At 62.5% G+C, this 20,186-nt stretch carries 15 protein-coding genes; 5 read left to right on the top strand and 10 right to left on the bottom strand.

Annotated elements, in window-relative coordinates; translation table 11 throughout:
- Positions 1-13: 13 nt before the first annotated feature.
- Together NKI54_RS07405 and NKI54_RS07400 are read right to left on the bottom strand one after the other, a co-directional pair.
- A complete protein-coding gene (locus NKI54_RS07405) occupies positions 14-652 on the bottom strand; it encodes an acyl-homoserine-lactone synthase (protein WP_023677342.1) in 639 nt (212 codons plus the stop codon).
- Between the two features lie 97 nt (positions 653-749).
- The gene (locus tag NKI54_RS07400; RefSeq protein WP_023677341.1) at positions 750-1,481 is read right to left on the bottom strand and encodes a helix-turn-helix transcriptional regulator; all 732 of its coding nucleotides are present in this window, start codon (positions 1,479-1,481) and stop codon (positions 750-752) included.
- Positions 1,482-1,750: 269 nt separating this feature from the next.
- On the opposite strand from NKI54_RS07400, the gene NKI54_RS07395 reads away from it, so the two are divergent.
- A complete protein-coding gene (locus NKI54_RS07395; RefSeq protein ID WP_352691046.1) occupies positions 1,751-2,602 on the top strand; it encodes an ABC transporter substrate-binding protein in 852 nt (283 codons plus the stop codon).
- 14 nt (positions 2,603-2,616) lie between these two features.
- Here the strand turns inward: NKI54_RS07395 and NKI54_RS07390 are convergent, their stop codons facing one another.
- The gene (locus tag NKI54_RS07390; RefSeq protein WP_023677339.1) at positions 2,617-3,027 is read right to left on the bottom strand and encodes a tellurite resistance TerB family protein; all 411 of its coding nucleotides are present in this window, start codon (positions 3,025-3,027) and stop codon (positions 2,617-2,619) included.
- A gap of 245 nt (positions 3,028-3,272) precedes the next feature.
- Here NKI54_RS07390 and NKI54_RS07385 point away from each other — a divergent pair, with 245 nt between their 5' ends.
- Entirely contained in the window at positions 3,273-4,928 is a 1,656-nt protein-coding gene (locus NKI54_RS07385; RefSeq protein ID WP_352570365.1) for a lysine--tRNA ligase, read from the top strand.
- Here the strand turns inward: NKI54_RS07385 and NKI54_RS07380 are convergent.
- From NKI54_RS07380 to NKI54_RS07350, 7 genes are all read right to left on the bottom strand, one after another.
- Positions 4,891-5,730 (bottom strand): thermonuclease family protein, encoded by an 840-nt coding sequence (locus NKI54_RS07380; protein ID WP_352570364.1) that lies wholly within the window; start codon positions 5,728-5,730, stop codon positions 4,891-4,893. The two genes, NKI54_RS07385 and NKI54_RS07380, sit on opposite strands and share 38 nt — an antisense overlap.
- 11 nt (positions 5,731-5,741) lie before the next feature.
- A complete protein-coding gene (locus NKI54_RS07375) occupies positions 5,742-6,386 on the bottom strand; it encodes a S24 family peptidase (RefSeq protein ID WP_352570363.1) in 645 nt (214 codons plus the stop codon).
- A gap of 82 nt (positions 6,387-6,468) precedes the next feature.
- Entirely contained in the window at positions 6,469-8,688 is a 2,220-nt protein-coding gene (locus NKI54_RS07370; protein ID WP_352570362.1) for a 3-hydroxyacyl-CoA dehydrogenase NAD-binding domain-containing protein, read from the bottom strand.
- Between the two features lie 12 nt (positions 8,689-8,700).
- A complete protein-coding gene (locus NKI54_RS07365) occupies positions 8,701-9,909 on the bottom strand; it encodes an acetyl-CoA C-acetyltransferase (RefSeq protein WP_352570361.1) in 1,209 nt (402 codons plus the stop codon).
- Between the two features lie 31 nt (positions 9,910-9,940).
- Entirely contained in the window at positions 9,941-11,110 is a 1,170-nt protein-coding gene (locus NKI54_RS07360; protein WP_352570360.1) for an acyl-CoA dehydrogenase family protein, read from the bottom strand.
- Between the two features lie 237 nt (positions 11,111-11,347).
- Positions 11,348-13,144, bottom strand: a complete 1,797-nt coding sequence (locus NKI54_RS07355) for an acyl-CoA dehydrogenase (protein WP_352570359.1) — start codon at positions 13,142-13,144, stop codon at positions 11,348-11,350.
- A gap of 237 nt (positions 13,145-13,381) precedes the next feature.
- Positions 13,382-13,843, bottom strand: coding sequence for a MerR family transcriptional regulator (locus tag NKI54_RS07350; RefSeq protein ID WP_352691286.1), 462 nt, complete (start codon positions 13,841-13,843; stop codon positions 13,382-13,384).
- 552 nt (positions 13,844-14,395) lie between these two features.
- Here NKI54_RS07350 and NKI54_RS07345 point away from each other — a divergent pair.
- The 3 genes from NKI54_RS07345 (at position 14,396) to NKI54_RS07335 (ending at position 20,162) form a co-directional block, all read left to right on the top strand.
- On the top strand, positions 14,396-18,256 hold the full coding sequence (locus tag NKI54_RS07345; RefSeq protein WP_352635735.1) for a peptidoglycan-binding protein: 3,861 nt from the start codon (positions 14,396-14,398) through the stop codon (positions 18,254-18,256).
- A 191-nt stretch (positions 18,257-18,447) separates the two neighbouring features.
- The gene (locus NKI54_RS07340; RefSeq protein ID WP_023676949.1) at positions 18,448-19,371 is read left to right on the top strand and encodes a sulfite exporter TauE/SafE family protein; all 924 of its coding nucleotides are present in this window, start codon (positions 18,448-18,450) and stop codon (positions 19,369-19,371) included.
- Positions 19,371-20,162 (top strand): TIGR02186 family protein, encoded by a 792-nt coding sequence (locus tag NKI54_RS07335; protein WP_352576961.1) that lies wholly within the window; start codon positions 19,371-19,373, stop codon positions 20,160-20,162. Before NKI54_RS07340 ends, NKI54_RS07335 begins: the two co-directional genes overlap by 1 nt.
- Positions 20,163-20,186: the final 24 nt, after the last annotated feature.

Below are 20,186 nucleotides of genomic sequence, written 5' to 3'. Positions count from 1 at the left end.
CCTCTCTCCAATCTCACGAGGCGCGTCTCTGTCCGAGCATGTCCGGGTACCCTCTGGCCAGCACCGGCGCAAAATGGTTGCGGCGCGAACGCACCACGTCGAGCGTGTGCTCGTTGAAGGTGAGCAGTGTGGCAACCACCTGCTGGTTGCCATAGGTACGCTGGTAACCGAGCGGCGTTGCCAGGAAATGCAGCTGCAGCGCGCGAAGCACCCACATCGGCTCGAATTCGATGATCACCTGGTTGACGTTGCGCTTCAGGCCCCACTCGACGAAGCCGGCGATCAGCTCGGTGCCGACCGTCGACACGCCGCGCCGACCGTCGCGGAATCCCGGCGCAACCGCATAGCGGGTCAGTTCATAGACATTCGGGCCCGACGGTGGGGTTCCCTCATAAAGGTCCGCCAGCACATCGGTTAGAAGATGTGCCCGGGTCGTCGGCAGCATCCGCTGATAACCGGCGAGCTCGCCATTGCGGATGACGATCTGGTGCACTGCCTCGTCGTGGTCGAATTGATCGATCTCGAGGCCATCAGGGCGCTGCAGATCGGTCCATCCCATCTCTTCGACGAAAACTCTGTAACGCAAACGATGAACTGCCTCCCAGAGGTCGGGCCGTTCCATCAATTCCTGGGTCGTGAGGGAAAAAAGCATTTGCCGTCTCCTAGTTTCAATAGGAAGATACGGCCGTGCTTTCCCAAAAAAATTACGCGATCACGCAAGCAAGAATTTCTAGGCCGGCGCGGCCGACCTAGTTAATATAGCCGCGCCTTATCGCTTCCGCGACGGCCTGGACCCGGTTGACGGCACCGAGTTTGCTTTTGGCGTTAAGAAGGTGTTTCTCTGACGTGTGTTCCGAAATGCCGAGAATTTGTGAAATCTCCCATTCGGACTTGCCAACAGCAGCCCATTGCAGGCATTCGCGCTCACGCGGCGTTAATTCGACATGATCGATGGTTTTGCCCGCCATAGTGTGGAGCTGCATTGCGCGGCCAATCGCATAAGTCGAGACCAGCGACACCAACCCGAACTCGGCACTCGACAATTCGACAGCCTCGCCGCCTAGCGACACCATGACGATCTGGCCATCGAGCGTGATTAGCGGGAAGGCCAACCCGTCGCGCAGCTTGAATTCGCCGGCATCGCCCATCACCTCGCCGCCGCTCTTGCCGATGCGGATGCCCTGAGATGCTTCCCGCCACTGGAATGGCGCTTGAAGCTGCTTCATGTGGCTGACGACGGGGTCGTGATCGACGTAGTTGCGCGCGACGTAGCGCTCAAGCCATTCAGCCGGCCAGTCGCAGAGCAGCACATGGTCCTTTTGCTGGTTTCTCGGAGTGCCAGGTTGCGGAACCGTCCCGGCCATCAGCGCCGTCAGCCCGAACCCGCTTGTTACCCCCAGCAGCTTTTCGCAGACGGCGGCGGCTGTGCCGGCGTGCTGCAACTGATCTATCAACTCCAGCGTACGATCGAAATGACCCATCGCAACATCTACCCCATGTTGCCTTCCGCTCTTGACGCCAATGGCAGTGATCAACCCGCACCACGCCATCAACCCCGGACTGCAAAGCTGCCTCCCCTGTGCGTCCTACTGCTCCTCTTCAGCCGGCATCACGCAGTCACTTGCAAACTCACTAAACAATATCCCTAAATTGCAATGATGAAACCAAAAACCGTCGTACCTGTGTTTTTTTCGTACAAAAACCTGTTATTTCGTACGAAAGCCGGGGCAAGACCGGACGGAGTCGTCGCGTGGCGTTTCGGCGCATATCCATTTCATTGATCTCGATATTGATCGGAGCGCAATCGCTTGCGGCTGCTGCGCTCGCCGCGGAGCCGCAGGTGCCGGTGTTCTGGGACGCCAAGGAGCGACTGCCAAAGCCGGACCTTTCGATGCTGCCGCGGCTGCGATTCCTGACCAGCACGGATTTCCCGCCGTTCAATTTCCTCGATGGGGCAGGCCGGCTGTCGGGCTTCCATGTCGACCTGGCGCGCGCCATCTGCGCCGAGCTCGGCATTGCCGAAAAATGCCAGATCCAGGCGCTGCCCTGGGCCGAGCTCGAAGGTGCGCTCGGGAAAGGCGAGGGCGAAGCGATCATTGCCGGCATCGCCGCGACGCCGGAGTCGCGGTCGAAATACGCATTTTCACGCTCCTACCTGCAATTTCCGGCACGCTTCATCATGCTGAAGACACAGGCGCTGACCGAACCAATGTTCGACAAGCTGCGCAACAAGCGTGTCGGCGTGATCGCCGGCTCCGCGCACGAGCGGATGCTGCGCGATTATTTCGGCGACGTCCAAATCGTCCCGTTCGCAAAGCCGGAGGAGCTTTATGGCGAGCTGAAAGCCGGCAAGATCGACGCCGCCTTCGGCGACGGCATGCGTTTCGCCTTCTGGCTCGGCGGTTCGGATGCAGCGGGCTGCTGCCGCTTTGCCGGCGGCCCCTATCTGGCGCCCGAATATCTCGGCTCAGGCATGGCAATCGCCACCAGGGCCGACGATCCGGCACTGGCCGCCGCTTTCGACTACGCGCTGCAGGAAATTTCGGTGAAAGGCACGTTCGCCGAGTTCTATCTGCGCTATTTTCCCGTCAGTTTTTTCTGAGCTTGGCCGCCGGCTCAGGTCAGCGTGCGAAGGCGGGCCTTGGCGGCTCGCGCAATGGCGGCGACCGTCAGCGCATCGAGGTCGAGTTCCCGGCGGACGAGCTGCAGGACGCGCACCTCCTCCAGGCGCATTTCGAGATCGACAGCTGCGACCTCGAAGGCGGCGGCATAGGCGGTGTCACGCAGGCGTTCGGGCAGCGCCTCGGCGACGCGCGCCAGGACGCCCTCCAGCCCATCCTTTTCATGCAGCATTTTCTGGCAGGCCTGGGCGACCTCGACCAGCCGCTCCTGGTTGAAATCCTCAAACACCGGCCAGGATCGAACGACGTCGCCGATCCGCGCCAGTTCGACGTCGGTCATGTCGCGGTCTGACGCCGAGGTGATGACCATAAGGTAGATCATGGCTTCGTGTGGCGACAATGGCATTTACAACTCCTTGAGATGGTCCCGAAGTTAGGAACGAGGGACCGGCGCCGCAAGGAAAAACAGCCGCGATCGTTGGCGCTCCGATCACGCCTTGGAACTTGATCCATCCTGACTATCGGGACGGGGCTCTTAATCTTCTTGCCTGATCACGATGCTGCCCGAAAACCGGGTTCCACTTTTCGGGATCATGGTCTAGAGCATGCGGCTGCCGGCATGGATGCTGGCAAAGTTGCAGGAATAGCATCATGGCCGAACAACAGCCGATCGATCTCAGCCCGGAAGTCCTCGCCGCCGCCGCCGAAAGCAAGGCGTGGCCATTCGAGGAAGCGAAAAAGATCGTCGCCCGCTACGCGAGCAGCGGCTACCCGGAAACGGTGCTGTTCGAGACCGGCTACGGCCCGTCCGGCCTGCCGCACATCGGCACGTTCGGCGAGGTGGCGCGCACATCTATGGTGCGCCACGCCTTCCGCGTGCTGACTGAAGACAAGGTCAAGACGCGGCTGCTGTGCTTCTCCGACGACATGGACGGATTGCGCAAGGTGCCGGACAATGTGCCTAACAAGGACATGCTGCGCGCCTATCTCGGCAAGCCGCTGACCAGGATACCGGACCCGTTCTCCAATGAGTATCCGTCCTTCGGCGCCGCCAATAACGCACGGCTGCGCGCTTTCCTCGACCGTTTCGGCTTCGATTACGAATTCGCTTCCTCGACCGACTATTATACTTCCGGCCGCTTCGACGCGACGCTGCTCAAGATGCTCGAGCGCTTCGATAAGGTGATGGCAATTATGCTGCCGTCGCTGCGCGAGGAGCGGGCGCTGAGCTATTCGCCCTTCCTGCCGATCCATCCCAAGACCGGCATCGTCATGCAAGTCGCGATCGACGAGCGCAAGCTCGACGCCGGCACCATCGTGTGGCGCGACCCGGACACCGGCGAGCGCTTCGAGACGCCGGTGACCGGCGGTCATGCCAAGCTGCAATGGAAGCCAGATTGGGCGATGCGCTGGGCAGCACTCGGCGTCGATTACGAGATGTCCGGCAAGGATCTGATCGATTCCGTCAAGCTCGCCGGGCAGATTTGCCGCGCGCTCGATGCTCCGGCACCGGAGGGCTTCAATTATGAGCTGTTCCTCGATGAGAACGGCCAGAAGATCTCGAAGTCGAAGGGCAATGGGCTGACCATCGACGAGTGGCTGACTTACGCGCCGACCGAGAGCCTTAGCCTTTATATGTTCCAGCGCCCGCGAACCGCGAAGAAGCTTTATTTCGACGTCATCCCGAGGGCGGTAGACGAATATTACACGTTCCTCTCTGCCTATCAGAGGCAGGACTGGAAGGAGCGGCTGGGCAATCCGGTCTGGCACATGCATGACGGCAATCCCCCGGCAGTCGACCTGCCGGTTCCGTTCTCGCTGCTGCTCAACCTGGTCAGCGCCTCGAATGCGCAGAACAGGGACGTGCTGTGGGGTTTCATTTCGCGCCACGCGCCGGGTGTGACGCCGACAACCCATCCCGAGCTCGACCGGCTGGCCGAATATGCCATCCGCTATTTCGACGATTTCGTGAAGCCGGCGAAAGTGTACCGTGCTGCCGACGCGGTCGAGCGCGAGGCGCTGACCAAGCTTTCGGAAGCGCTCGCCGCGCTGCCGGCTGATGCCGACAGCGAGGCAATCCAGAACGCTGCCCTCAATGTTGCGCGCAAGATCGAGCGCTACCAGGATCATTCCAAGCAGAGCCCGGAGGGCGGACCCGGTGTCTCCGTCGCCTTCTTCCAGATGATCTATCAGGTGCTGATAGGTCAGGAACGCGGGCCGCGCTTCGGCTCCTTCGCCGCGCTCTACGGCATCGCCGAAACGCGCGAGCTCATTCAGCGGGCGCTGGCTGGTCAGCTGGCGGCATGAGGACGCCGTCTTGCTCCTCCAGGATCGAGCTAGGCGCTACAGGCGCGGATCGCGACGCAGCAGCCGGGAGCGGCGGCAGGCCTGAAACGCTAGGCGGCGGCCCGAAGACGCCTTTTTTTGCTGCACGCGCCTTCTCGCCGGCTTCTGCGTAAGGGCCGCCCTTGGCGGCGCGCGCCCAGCCATTTTCGACCAGCCATTGGCCGATATCCTGATTGCCGATCCGGCACTCGGCGGCGATCAGATCACGACCGCCTTCGGGCGGCACGGCACAGACCACCGCACGACTGCGGAGAAAGGCGCGGAAGGCCGTTCGCGCCCGAATGCCGCAATTCCAGGACTCGCCGCCGTCGGTGCAAGTCTCCTCCTGCTTGACGATGTCGATACCGGAAACCGCAATCGAATAGCCCTTTACTTCGATGACCCCGGCGGCCGACGCGACTGGCTGGAATAGTTTCGTGCCTTTCCAGTCGTCGGGCATTTTCGTTTTTGGCGGCTTGGGCGGTCCGGCCAATGCCAGATCGCTCAACGGGGCGCGCGGCTCTATCCGTTCAAGCTCGTTGGAACCGAGCTGCGGCGGCACCACGATTTCTGGATCGATTGCCCTCGAATGCGCCGCCTGCTTGGCCGGCACTGGCTTCGGGATGGCCGACGTAGCCGGCGCGGCGGGCTGCGGTTCAACGCCGACCTGGATTTGCTCCCAGGGGCCGCCGCTTTCGCTCTGGACGGCGCGGCCGGCGGCGACAATTGCCGTGGCCATCGCCGGGATCGCCAGAACAGCCAAGGCAAGGTGAGGCAGACGCACCGGCCCCGCGCCTACTGGCTTGCCCAGACAATCCGCGCCACCCATTCGACATCGCGCATGGGGATGTCGCGGTCCGGGTGATCGGGATTGAGGGAGACCAGCGCGATTGACCTCGGTGTCTGGCCGTCGAGCACCTTGGCCATCACCTCGCCGGCATTGGTCTTGACGACGACGCGATCACCCTTTCGTATGGTAGCCCCTGGCTCGACGATCAGGACATCGCCATTGCGATAGAGCGGCAGCATGGAATCGCCCTGGACCTTCAAGGCATAGGAGGTTTCGGTTGCCCGTGCCGGAAGCTCGATCAGGTCCCATCCCTGCCCCGCTGGAAACCCGGCGTCGTCGAAGAAGCCACCGGCGCCCGCCTGGGCGAAGCCGAGCAGCGGCACCGACGATCTCTGCACGGGTAGTGCGCCGGAATGACTCCGACCCTCGACCAGCCCCGCAAATTCATCCAGCGAGGCGCCGGTTGCCTCGATGATCTTGGCCAGCGATTCGGTCGACGGCCAGCGCGGCCGTCCATCTGAGGACAGCCGCTTCGATTTGTTGAAGGCGGTCGAGTCGAGGCCAGCGCGCCTGGCCAGTCCAGAGGCCGAAAGCGAATAACGCTCGGCAAGAGCGTCGATGGCGGCCCAAACGCGGTCGTGCGAGAGCACCTTGCTCTTCCTTCGAAACAGGAAAAAATACCTTCCCTGTTCTATCCCTTGGCCGCCATCTTGTCCACCGCCGAAGACGGGGTCAGGCTGCCTCCTTGGCCTCGTCTCTGGTATAGGGATCGAAGCGCTCGTAGAAGGTCTCGCCCTTCTCGGCCATATCAAGCAGCAGCTTCGGCGCCTTGAACTCGGTGCCGTATTTCTTCTGCAGGCGCTTGGCGAGTTTGACGAATTTCTTCGCGCCGATGCCGTCGATGTAGGACAGTGCACCGCCTGTATAGGGCGCGAAGCCGAAGGCCAGGATCGAGCCGACATCGGCCTCGCGTGGGTCGGTAACGATGCCCTCTTCCATCACCCGTACCGCCTCAAGCGCGATGGTGACCAACAGCCGCTGCTTCAGTTCCTCATAATCGACCTGCTCCGGCGCCAGCTGCGGGTAGAGATCCCTGAGGCCTGGCCACAGCTTCTTCTTGGCCGGTTTTGCCGGATAGTCATAGAAGCCCTTGCCGTTCTTGCGGCCCAAGCGACTATGCGTGTCGACCATCGTGTTGATCAGCGCCATCTGCTTCGGATCGACCGCCTTGTCGCCGAGGTCGCGCATGGTCTGCTTCATGATCTTCTGGGCAAGGTCGATCGCCGTCTCGTCGGTCAACGCCAAAGGACCGACCGGCATGCCGGCGGCCTTGGCCGCGTTCTCGATCATTGGCGCCGGAACACCTTCGATCAGCATCTTGTAGGCCTCCGACATGTAGCGCAGCACGCAGCGATTAACATAGAAGCCGCGCGTATCGTTGACGACAATCGGCGTTTTCTTGATGGCACGGACAAAGTCGATCGCGGTTGCCAACGCCTTGTCGCCGGTCTTCTTGCCGAGGATGATCTCGATCAGCATCATCTTGTCGACCGGCGAGAAGAAATGGATGCCGATGAAATTCTTCGGCCGCGCCGAATTCCTGGCCAGCGATGTAATCGGTATGGTCGACGTATTCGAGGCGAAGATCGCCGACGGCTTGAGCACAGCCTCGGCCTGTTCGGTGGCACCCTTCTTTACGGCCGAATCCTCGAATACCGCCTCGACCACAAGATCGCAGCCGGCGAGATCCGCATAGTCGGCCGTCGGCGTGATTAGCGACAGCAACTGATACTTGTCCTGCGGCTTGGCACGGCCCTTCTTTACCTGATCCGAGATCAGGTTGTCGGAATGCGCCTTGCCCTTGGCGGCGGACTCCATGTCGCGGTCGAGCAGCACCACCGGAATGCCGGCCTTGGCCGTCACATAGGCTATACCGGCGCCCATGAAGCCGGCGCCGAGTACGCCGATCTTCTTGAACTTCGTTTCCGGCACACCGGCCGGGCGGCGCGCGCCCTTGTTCAGTTCCTGCAGCGACACGAACAGCGAACGGATCATCGCTGCCGCTTCCCTGGTCTGCATGATCTCGGTGAAATAGCGTTGCTCGATCCGCAAGGCGGTGTCGAACGGCACCAACAGGCCCTCATAGACGCATTTCAGGATGGCGGCAGCGGCGGGATAATTGCCATAGGTTTCTCGGCGCAGAATGGCGATGGCCGGCGGCCACAGATTGGCACCGGCCACCGAATAGATCGGGGCGCCGGGCAGCTTGAAGCCCTTTTCATCCCATGGCGCCACCGGTTTCAAGCCGTTCCTGATCATCGCCTTGGCGGTTTCGACCAGCTTGTCCGGCTCGGCAATCTCATGGATCAGGCCCATCGACTTGGCCTTCTGAGGCGACAGCGTCTGGCCGGACGTCAGCATTTGCAGCGCCTGCTGCTGGTCGGTCAGCCGTGGCACGCGCTGGGTGCCGCCGGCCCCCGGAAAAATGCCGATCTTCACTTCGGGAAGCGCCATCCTCACTTTGTCTGAATCGGCCGCGACACGGCCATGGCAGGCGAGCGACAATTCGAACGCGCCACCCATGCATGTGCCGTTGATCGCCGAAACCCATGGCTTTCCCGAAGTTTCCAGCTTACGGAACAGGCCGTTCATGGTGCCCGCATTGTCGAACAGCGCCTTGGTCTCCTTCTCCGGGTCCTTCGCCTTGTCGGCGGCGAAGGTCGCCAGCATCTTCTGCAGCATGGTGATGTCGGCGCCGCCCGAGAACGTATCCTTGCCGGAGGTGATCACCGCGCCCTTTATCGCTGCATCGCTCGCCACTTTGTCGACGATGGTATTCAGTTCGAGCATCACCTCCTCGGTGAAGACGTTCATCGAACGGTCCGGCATGTCCCAGGTGACCAGCGCAATGCCGTCGGCGTCGATGTCGAGGGTGAAATTGGTGTAGCTCATCATCTCTCTCCGTCAGACGCGTTCGATGATCGTTGCAGTGCCCATGCCGGCGCCGATGCAAAGCGTCACCAGCGCGGTGTTGAGGTCGCGGCGTTCCAATTCGTCCAGCACCGTACCGAAGATCATCGCACCGGTGGCGCCGAGCGGATGGCCCATGGCGATGGCCCCACCATTGACGTTGATCCGGTCATGCGGAATGTCGAAAGCCTGCATGTAGCGCAGCACCACCGAAGCGAAGGCCTCGTTGAGCTCGAACAGGTCGATGTCCGACAGCCTCATCTTCGCCCGCTTCAACAGCTTCTCGGTGACGTCGACGGGGCCGGTCAGCATCAGCACCGGTTCGGAGCCGATATTGGCGAACGCACGGATGCGTGCGCGCGGCTTGAGGCCGAGCGTCTTTCCCGCCTTTTTCGAGCCGAGCAGCACGGCCGCCGCGCCATCGACGATGCCGGAGGAATTGCCGGCATGGTGGACGTGGTTGACCTGTTCCACCTCGGGATGCTTCTGCACGGCGACGGCGTCGAAGCCGCCCATTTCGCCGGGCATGACGAAGGACGGGTTGAGCGCGGCCAGCGACTGCATGTCGGTCGAGGGCCGCATATGTTCGTCATGGTCGAGAATGGTCAGGCCGTTCTGGTCCTTGACCGAGATCACCGAATTCTTGAAGCGGCCCTCGCCCCACGCCTTGGCGGCACGCTTCTGGCTTTCGACTGCGTAGGCATCGACGTCGTCGCGCGAAAAGCCGTATTTGGTGGCGATCAGGTCGGCCGAGATTCCTTGCGGCACGAACCAGCCGGGCAGGCCGACCGATGGGTCCATGAACCAGGCGCCGCCGGAGGCGCCCATGCCGACGCGCGACATCGATTCGACGCCACCGGCAATGACGATCTCGTCGGCGCCCTGCGCGATCTTGGCGGCGCCGAAATTGATGGCGTCGAGGCCCGAGGCGCAGAAGCGCGATATCTGCATGCCAGGCGCCTTGGTGTCGTAGCCGGCCTCGAAAGCGGCGGCACGTGGAATGACCGCACCCGCCTCGCCAACCGGATCGACACAACCGAAGATGATGTCGTCGACGGTGCCGGTGTCCAGCCCGTTGCGATCGCGGATGGCCTCGAGCACCTTGGCGCCGAGCCGCACCGCCGGCACTTCGTGCAGCGAGCCATCCTTCTTGCCCCTGCCGCGCGGCGTGCGCACGGCATCATAGACATAAGCTTCGGCCATTTTCCTGCTCCTTGGGTTTGCTGAAACTCGCTCAGAGCGAGCGCCCGATCAGCAATTTCATGATCTCGTTGGTGCCGCCGTAGATGCGCTGGACGCGGGCGTCGCGGAACATGCGCGCAATCGGATATTCATTCATGTAGCCATAGCCGCCATGCAATTGAAGGCATTCGTCGACTACTTTTCCTTGCAGGTCCGACAGCCAGTATTTGGCCATAGACGCGGTCACCGGGTCGAGGCCGCCGTTAATGTGGCGGGCAACGCAGTCATTATAGAAGACGCGGCCGATGGTCGCCTCGGTCTTCAATTCGGCAAGTTTGAACTGGGTGTTCTGGAATTCGATGATGGCCTTGCCGAAGGCCTTGCGCTCCTTGACGTAGTCGATGGTAAGCGCCAGCGCCCGCTCGACCATGGCGATAGCAGTGGTGCCGATCTGCAGCCGCTCCTGCGGTAATTGCTGCATCAACTGGACGAAGCCCTGGCCTTCCTCGTTGCCGAGCAGGTTCGAGGTCGGCACACGCACGTCGTTGAAGAACAGTTCCGACGTGTCGTTGGCCTTGAGGCCGATCTTGTCGAGGTTGCGGCCGCGCTCGAAACCTTCCACCTCGTCAGTCTCGACGACGATCAGCGAGATGCCCTTGGCGCCCTTCTCAGGATCGGTCTTGGCAACGACGATGATGAAATTGGCGAGCTGGCCGTTGGTGATAAAGGTCTTCGAGCCGTTGAGCTTGTACTGGTTGCCGTCCTTTTCGGCGCGCGTCTTGACGCTCTGAAGGTCGGAGCCCGCACCGGGCTCGGTCATGGCGATGGCGCCGATCAGCTCGCCGGTCGCCAGCCTCGGCAGCCACTTCTTCTTCTGCTCCTCCGAGCCGTAGTGGAGGATGTAGGGGGCAACGATCGAATTGTGCAGGCCAATGCCGAACCCGTCGACGCCGACATGGCCGATCGCCTCGATGATGGCGCTCTCATGCGCGAAGGTGCCGCCCGATCCGCCATATTCCTCCGGCATCGAGGCGCAGAGCAGGCCGGCAGCACCCGCCTTCAGCCAGCTCTCGCGGTCGACCATTTCGTTCTTCTCGAATTCGTCGTAACGCGGCGCGATCTCTTCCGACATGAAGCGGTGCGCCATGTCGTAAAGCATGCCGACCTCGTCCGCCGCCCAGGCGGGCTTGGGAAGGCCGAGGATTTCGGCGGGGTGGGTCATGGTTTCTCCCTCGCGCCAACGTTCTCCTCCCCCTCGAGGGGAGGGTAGCCGCGAAGCGGCCGGGTGGGGTCGCCGATGACGTGCTCGACCTTGTCTTTTACAACCTGCGCCATATGCCACGGCATTGCGATCATTTTCCTCCAAGGCATGCACCAGAATGGAGGTCGGCGCACTGCACGCAGGACCCCTCCCGGCCCTTCGGGCCACCCTCCCCTCGAGGGGAGGGGAACGCCGAAGCTAGAACGCTTCCGCCGGCAGTGCCATCAATGTGTCGGCACCGCTGGAGATGCGGGCAAGATGCGCCGACGTCTCCGGCATGATCCGCTCTATGAAGAAGCGCGCCGTCACCAGCTTGTTGTCGTAGAAAGACGAAGCGCCGTCGGCGCCATTCGCCAATTTCGCTGCGGCCACCCTGGCCATCTGCGCCCACATATAGCCCAGCGCCACCAGGCCGAAGAGATGCATGTAATCGGTCGAGGCGGCACCGGCGTTATCGGGCTTGGCCATGCCGTTCTGCACCAGCCACATCGTCGCCGTCTGCAGATCGTTGAGGCCCTTCTTCAGCGCCTTGGTGAAGGGCGCCATCGTCTCGTCGGTGCGGTTTTCCTCGCAGAACTCTCCGACTTCCTTAAAGAAAGCCTGGACCGCGCGGCCGCCATTCAAGGCCAGCTTGCGGCCGACGAGGTCGAGCGCCTGGATGCCGTTGGCACCCTCATAGATCATGGCGATGCGCGCATCGCGGACGAACTGGCTCATGCCGTGCTCTTCTATATAGCCGTGGCCGCCGAAGACCTGCTGCGCCATTACCGCATGATCGAACCCCTTGTCGGTGAGCACGCCTTTGACCACCGGCGTCATCAGGCCGGTGTAGTCGTCTGCGACCTGGCGATCTTTGTCGTCACCGGAGCGGTGAGCGATGTCGGACTTGATCGCCGTCCACAGCGCCAGCGCGCGGCCGGCCTCGTTGAAAGCCTTCATGGTCATCAGGCTGCGGCGGATGTCCGGATGGACGATGATCGGATCGGCCTTCCTGTCCGGCGCCTTCGGCCCTGACAGCGAGCGGCCCTGCAGACGATCCTTGGCGTAGGAAACCGCATTCTGGTAGGCAACCTCAGATAGCGAAAGTCCCTGCAGGGCGACGCCAAGCCGCGCCTCATTCATCATGGTGAACATTGCTTTCAGCCCGCCATTGGCCTCGCCGAGCAGCGTGCCTTCAGCGTCGTCGTAATTCATGACGCAGGTCGAGTTGCCATGGATACCCATCTTCTCCTCGATCGAGCCACAGGAGACGGTGTTCTTCTCGCCCGGATTGCCTGAGGCATCGAGCTTGAGCTTCGGCACGATGAACAGCGAGATGCCCTTCACGCCATCCGGCGCGCCCTCGATACGGGCCAGCACCAGGTGGACGATATTGTCCGACATGTCATGCTCGCCGGCCGAGATGAAGATCTTCTGACCGGAGATCCTGTAGGTGCCGTCGCCATTTGGGACGGCCTTGGTGCGCAGCAAGCCAAGATCGGTTCCGCAGTGTGGCTCGGTCAGGTTCATGGTGCCGGTCCAGGCGCCCTCGACCAGCTTCGGCAACCATGTTGCCTTCTGCTCTTTGGTGCCATGGGTGATGATCGCAGCGATCGCGCCTTGCGTCAGGCCGGCATACATCATCAGCGACATATTGGCCGACACCATGTATTCGGCAACCGCAGTGTGCACCGCGTAGGGCAAGCCTTGCCCGCCAAACTCGACAGGTGCCGCGAGCCCCATCCAGCCGCCTTCGCGATACTGGTCGAAAGCTTCCTTGAAGCCTTTCGGCGTCGTTACCGAACCGTCGTCATGGCGCATGCAGCCTTCCACGTCGCCAACGCGGTTCAGCGGCTGCATCACGTTTTCGGCGAGCTTCGCGCCCTCGGCAAGGATGGCCTCGAGCACATCCGGCGTCGCGTCGGAAAATCCGGGAAGATTGGAATAACGCCGATATCCCAGCACTTCGTTCAGCACGAACAGCGTGTCCCGGACCGGCGCTCTGTAGATCGGCATGCGTTTCCTCCACCATGCGGTCTTGGCCCCGAAATCAGCCCCAGCATATGAGGATGGCAGACGGACCAACGTTGTGGTCGAGATAACAAATATTGACGTTTGCGTAAACGTCAATTCGGCGGTGCGTCAAATTTTCCCCCGCGCGCCAGGACGACAAACGACAAAGCACGGCAAACGACGAAGAACCGCGCACCGAAAGCCACGCGGCTCTTATTCGTCACAAATCGAAAGCTTAGTTTAGCTCGCTACGCTGGCCTGCGGCGTCGAGCGCTCGATCAGCATTTGCCGGACGGTCGACATCGAAGCACTCAGTTCGCTGATGGCGTCGTCGATCAGCGCCCGCTGCTTCTGCAGACGGGCAAGCTGCTTCTCCGACTTGTCGAGCGCCAGCCGCAATTGCTTGGTGTTGGAGCCGTTCGGATCATAGAGGTCCATCATCTGCTTGACGTCGCGCAGCGAGAACCCGACCTTGCGGCCAAGCAGGATCAGCTTCAGCCGGGCCCTGTCGCGGCGTGTATAGAGACGGGTCGAGCCGTCGCGCTGCGGGTTGAGCAGACCCTTGTCCTCATAGAAACGCAGCGTACGCAGCGTCACTCCGTATTTCTTGGCCATTTCGCCGATGCGGACAAGCTCGTCACCGGCTTCGCTCGACATATCGTTGGTGTTGGCCGCGGCTTGGCCGGGCGAAATAAGTTTCATGGTCACTGGCTTTCCCCGTCTGGTGGCGTCGCGGTCGCGGACCTTGCGTCGCCTGAGTGAAAGCGGGGGCGTGCTTCCACTCGTGGTTTCAACAAACAAATCGCAAACGGCGTAATCCGCTCATTTACGTTTACGTCAATTCTATATCGATAGCCGCCTCACCACGCAAGAGCGTTCTGGTCTTGCAACTTTATGCCGCAGCACCAGCGGACAACCTAAAAGGTCGTTGCCGATTTCGGGAGCGATCATGCGGCTGATCAAAATTCTACAACGTCTTTTGCGCGTCCAAAAAAGACACCCGGCGCCGTCGGCGGCCAGCCGACAAAGTTGCAACTTCTTAAGCTTGGTTAACGCGTTGTTTACCACGTTGGGGCGAAATGTGCGCATGTCGGTTACCCGTGTCTATCCTGTACTGAATTTTTCACGGTTTTTCGGAGCGCGGATGAGACCCGGGAAGCTCGTCTTCCACTGCAACAAGCCAAGCAGTCGCCTTCGTCCCGGCAGGACTTTGGGAACCTGGTGAAAGCCAGCAATTCTGAAACGGGCGCATTGATGAACAGCAAGCGGTCCTACCTCGATACACTCAACGCCGGCAGGCAACGCCGGCCGCACACGACGCTTGAAGAGCTCAACCGCTCCCTGGAAACTCTGGAGCAGCGGCTGGAGCGGACGCGCGAGGAGACGGCAAGCCACCCCGATCCGCGCCGACCAGCGGCAGAACCACGCTATCCCAGCGCCCAACCCTATGGCCAGCAGCGCCGGTATGAGGATCCACGCGCGCAGCGGCCGAAAGGTCCAGCAGCGGCTTTCGACCAGAATTACCAGGCGATCGCCCGCGATATCGACCGGGTGCGCGGCCAGGAGGACAGCGTCGCCCTAGCCGGCAAGATCGCCGGGGAATTGCGCGGCCTGCGCGAAGACTTGCGCCAGCAGATGACCTCCGGCCTGCAACGCGAGTTCGAGGTACTGCGCAAGAATATTGGGCGAGCCTTCCAGTCAAATGGCGGCGGCAAAGGCAGCGCCGAACTCAGCGTCGAATTCGAGCGGCTTTCCGGCGCCATCCAGACACTGGCCGAAAAAAGCGACGACAGAAGCGTCAATATGCTGCGGCTCGAGCTTGAGCAGGTCAAAGCCGCGCTCGATACGCTGGCGCGCGAGGAGAGCGTGCAGGCGGTCGGACGCCGCTGGGACGATTTCGACCGCCGCTGGAACGCTTTCGAGGATCGCGTCGAGGCCGATCAGCGCAAGCGTTCCGATGCACCCGGCCTGTCGGCGCTGACGGAGCGGCTCGAACAGATCAGCAATGCCGTCAGCAATCTGCCGGAATCGCTGTCGCTGCGCTCGCTCGAGGAAAAGGTCCGCACGCTTGCCGGAGCGGTCGACCATTTCGCCCGCCAGCAGGACAATCGCGGCGGCGACACATTCAGTCAGATCGACGAGCGGCTCGACGAGATTTCCCGCGCGATCGTCGCCTCGACGGTTGCCGCGCAAGCCAATTCGTTCGACCCCGAGCCCTTCGAACGCATCGAGAAGCGGATCGATTCACTGGCCCAGCAAATCGAAGAAGTGTCGCAGGATCGTCCGGGTCGGGAGGTCATTGACCGTCTCAACACATTGTCGAGCCGCGTGGATGAACTGGCCGGCCGAGCCAATCTGCCGGAACAGGCGATGGAGCGCCTTGCCAGGCAAGTCGCGCTTATTGCCGACAAGATCGACCACGCACCTGCCATGCCCGACGCCGACTACATCTTCCAGGGGCTCGAGCAGCGCTTCGACGTGCTGTCCAGCATGATGGAACGTCGTCAGGGCGACGCAATCGAACAAGGCAACATGCTGTTTCGCGACCTTGAGCGCCGGTTGGACGAGGTCGCCGACAGGCTGGACCAGCGCATGCCGCAGGTCGATAGCGCCGGCATTATGGATGCCATCGACGCCCGCTTCACCGCACTGGCCAAGCGGATTGAGACGCGCGTTCCAGATCCCGCCAACGAGGCGGCGATCCGTGGCCTGGAGAGCCGGCTCGAAGACATCTCAAGCCGGCTGGATTCGTCCGCGGCGCAGGTCGCCAGCATCGACCCGGCGTTGATCCGCAGCCTTGAAGCGCAGGTCGCCGGCCTGACGGCGCATCTTTCCAAGCCCGGCACGCCGCTGCCGGAATTCGACGACATCAGCCCGCGTCTCAACGAAATCGAGAAGTCGCTGGCCGGAACCCGCGATTCCATCCTCGGCGCGGCGCGCGAGGCGGCTGAGAGCGCCGTCCGCTCACTGGCCGGATCAAGCGCCAACACGGCGGCCGTTACCGGCCTCGCCCAGGACCTGAAGACGCTCGAGGCACTGACGCGCCGTTCGGACGAGCGCAATTCGAGAACGTTCGAGGCTATCCACGATACGCTGCTCAAGATCGTTGACAGGCTTGGTTCATTGGAGACGGGCGAACCGGCAAGCGCGGAGTTGAGCAAGCGTTTCGGCCGGCCATCCAAGATCTCGGTGCAGGACGCACCGTCGATGGACCTCGACCAGCCGCTGCCGTTGACGGGCAGCATGGCCGATCTCGACGGCCGCGCCGCGGCGCTCGTGCGCGACGAGCCAGGTCCGCGTACGCCAGCCGAGGCCGCCGCCGCAGCAGCCCTGGCGGCTCTCGGTTCAGACACGACGCGTGAAAAAACCGAGCAAGGCGGCGGCAGGAAATCGATGTTAGGCGGGCTGGCGCGCGCCTTGAAGGGCAAGAAGGACGCCGAGATGCCGCCGCTTGCAGGCTCGGCGCAGAGCGCCGAGATACCGAGCGTCGATCTCGACGAGCCCCTCGACCCCAAGCTCGCCAACCGGCCACTGGAACCCGGCTCCGGCGCACCCGACCTCAGCGCCATCATGAAGCGCGTGCGCGACGAGCGCGGGCAGCCGACCCGGGAAGGCGGCGCTGAGGCGGCGAAATCGGACTTCATCGCGGCAGCCAGACGGGCTGCGCAAGCGGCGGCCGCCGAGGCGGACGCCCTCAAGCGCCAGTCGACGATGAAAGGCCCGGTCAAGGCACTCAGGATCGGCGACCTGCTCAAGGCGCGACGCAAGCCGATCCTGATGGGGGCAATCGCCATCATGCTGGCGCTTGCCGGCCTGCAACTGGGCAAAGCCTTCTTCTCCGACCCGGTCGAAGTCACCAACAATGAGGCGGCACCGGCCGTGGCCGTACAGCCGGTGGAAACCGCTTTGGCCAGCATTGCCAGCGAGCCGAAGGCGGACGCGCAGACGACAACACAGGAGAGCGCGCCGTCGCCCACGGTCAGGCAGGCAGAGCCATCCGCATCGATGACCAAGGACGACACGGCGGCGCAAACCGGCCCCGCTACACCGGCAGCCGAGACATCGACGGCGCCCTCGGCTTCTGCGGCGCCCGCTGACCTGGCGGCGCAAGACACCGCGGCCGCGGTGCCCGCGCCGGCAGCGGCGACGGCCAGCGACGCCGAGCCAATGGCTGCCGCGCCTGCTATAGCCACCGCTGCGACGCAGGACACGACCGGCACGGTGCCGCCGGCGGATGCTGCCGCGGCAGGCGTTGCCAAGATCGACGTTCCGGCCGATGCCGGTCCGGCCGCCCTGCGCGATGCAGCGGCCGGCGGCGACGCCAAGGCGCTGTTCGAGATCGGCTCGCGCTACGCCGAGTCTCGCGGCGTCAAAGAAGACATGGCGGCGGCGGCCAAATGGTATGAGAAAGCTGCCGAACTCGGTTTCGCACCGGCAGAATACCGCATCGGCAATTTCTACGAGAAGGGCATCGGCGTCGCACGCGACATCAAGAAAGCGAAAACCTGGTACCAGCTTGCCGCAGCGCAGGGCAATGCCAGCGCGATGCACAATCTTGCCGTGCTGTTTGCGATGGCGGCGGATGGCGTGACCGACAATGAATCGGCAGCGCGCTGGTTCCAGGCGGCGGCGGATCTCGGTGTCAAGGATAGCCAGTTCAATCTCGGCATCCTCGCGGCGAAGGGCGTCGGCATGAAGCAGAACCTCGAGGAGAGCTACAAATGGTTCGCACTCGTCGCCAAGACCGGCGACAAGGATGCGGCGGCCAAGCGCGACGAGATCGCCAAGGCGCTGAGGCCCGAGCAGCTGGAGCGTGCGCGGGCCGCGGCTGAACTGTGGAAGACCAAGCCGCTCGATCCAGCCGCCAATTCGGCCGACGTTCCTGAATCGTGGCAGGACGGCACACCGCAGACCACCGCCGGCATCGACATGAAGAAAGCGGTCCAGAACATCCAGCGCATTCTCAACAAGAACGGCTACGAGGCCGGCAATCCCGACGGCATGATGGGCCAGAAAACCAAGAACGCGATCATGGCCTTCCAGGCCGACAACGATATGAAGGCAACCGGCGCGATCGACGAAAAGCTGGTCAAGGCGCTGCTTGCGCGTAAATAACGGCGGATGCGTCGTTTCCGCGACGCCCTTGCCACAGATTTGCCTGTTAACTGATTGAGTTGTTTTTTGTTTCGGCGGTGCGGCGAAGTTTGACTTCACGGCCCGGCCGGCGCAAGAACGAGATAGCCTTCTGACGCAAAATGCCCGCAACGGTTGCATTCGCCAGGAGGCAAACTGATCGAGACTGACGGGTGGGCATCTATCTCCCGATCGCGGAAATTTCCGTCAACATCTTCGTGCTGCTGGCCATGGGTGCGGCGGTGGGTTTCCTGTCGGGCATGTTCGGCGTGGGCGGCGGCTTTCTCATTACGCCGCTGCTGATCTTCTACAACATACCGCCGGCAATTGCGGTCGCCACCGGCGCCAACCAGGTCATCGCTTCCTCCTTCTCCGGCGCCCTGTCGCACATGAAGCGCGGCACGCTCGACTTCAAGCTCGGCGGCGTGCTTTTAGCCGGCGGCATCGTCGGCTCGACCGGTGGCATCTATGTCTTTGCGCTCCTGCGCCGGCTCGGCCAGCTCGACCTGTTCATCTCGCTGCTCTACGTCGTGCTGCTCGGCACCGTCGGCGGACTGATGCTGGTCGAGAGCGTCAATGCGCTGCGCGCCACTCGCAGCGGCGCCGCACCGGTGTTGAAGAAATCCGGCCAGCATAATTGGATCCACCGCCTGCCGCTGAAGATGCGGTTCAGGGCCTCGAAGCTCTTCGTCAGCGTCATTCCGGTGCTTGGGCTGGGCGCGGCGATTGGCTTCCTGTCCTCGATCATGGGCGTCGGCGGCGGCTTCATCATGGTGCCGGCCCTGATCTACCTTTTGAAAGTGCCGACCAACGTCGTCATAGGCACCTCGCTGTTCCAGATCATCTTCACCTCGGCTTACACCACGCTGGTCCACGCCACCACCAACCAGACGGTCGACGTCATGCTCGCCTTCCTGTTGATGGCAGGCGGCGTCGCCGGCGCGCAATATGGCGCCAAGGCTGGTCAGAGGCTGCGGGGCGAGCAACTCAGGGCGCTGCTGGCGCTGCTCGTGCTGGCGGTAGCCATCCGGCTTGCCATCGATCTTTTCGTCACGCCGCCCAATCTCTATTCTCTGTCCGGCGTGGGCCTGAGCTGATGGCCGGCCTAAGGACGCTCGCGGCCGCCGCCTTGCTGTCGCTGCTGGCTGCTGCGCCACCGGCGAAGGCGCAGGTGCCACTAACCGAAAACATCCAGATCGGCCTTTCCACCGACAATGTCTCGATTACCGCCGGCTTTTCCGGCGCCGACCTGACCATTTTCGGCTCACTGGAAAATGCCGATCCGCTTGTCGCACGGCAAGGGCGCTACGACGTGATCGTCGTGCTGGAAGGCCCGGCTCGGCCGGTCGTCGTGCGCCGCAAGGACCGGGTGCTCGGCGTCTGGGTCAATCTGGAGTCGGAGACCTTCAAAAACGTACCTGTCTCCTATTCGGTGGCGACGACGCGGCCGCTGCAGGACGTCACCGATCCGAACAGCTACAAGCAGCTGTCGCTTGGCGCCTCCAACCTCTATTTGCAGCCGGCCGACGCGGAGGACAGCCCGGCGACAATCGAGGAGTTCACCGCCGCGCTGCGCGAACGCAAGGCGGCGACCGGCCTCTACAGCGAGAATGTCGGCGGTGTGCAGTTCCTGTCGCAGAACCTGTTCCGCGCCACCGTCAGGCTCGCCCCAAACGTTCCGGTCGGCACCCATAAGGCCCGCGCCTTCCTGTTCAAGAGCGGCCTGTTCATCAAGGAAAGCTCCGCCCAGCTCGAAATCCGCAAGTCCGGTTTCGAACAGTCGATCTTCCGCGTCGCGCACGACTATTCCTTCCTCTACGGTGTCTTTGCCGTATCGCTGGCCATGCTGACCGGCTGGCTCGGAAGACTGGTGTTCAGGAAAGACTGAACTCTCGTAAAAGTGGTTTCCCTT

Source organism: Mesorhizobium sp. M0663 (genome assembly GCF_040320585.1).
Classification (GTDB): Bacteria; Pseudomonadota; Alphaproteobacteria; order Rhizobiales; family Rhizobiaceae; genus Mesorhizobium.
This window is presented reverse-complemented; position numbering and strand designations above follow the sequence as displayed.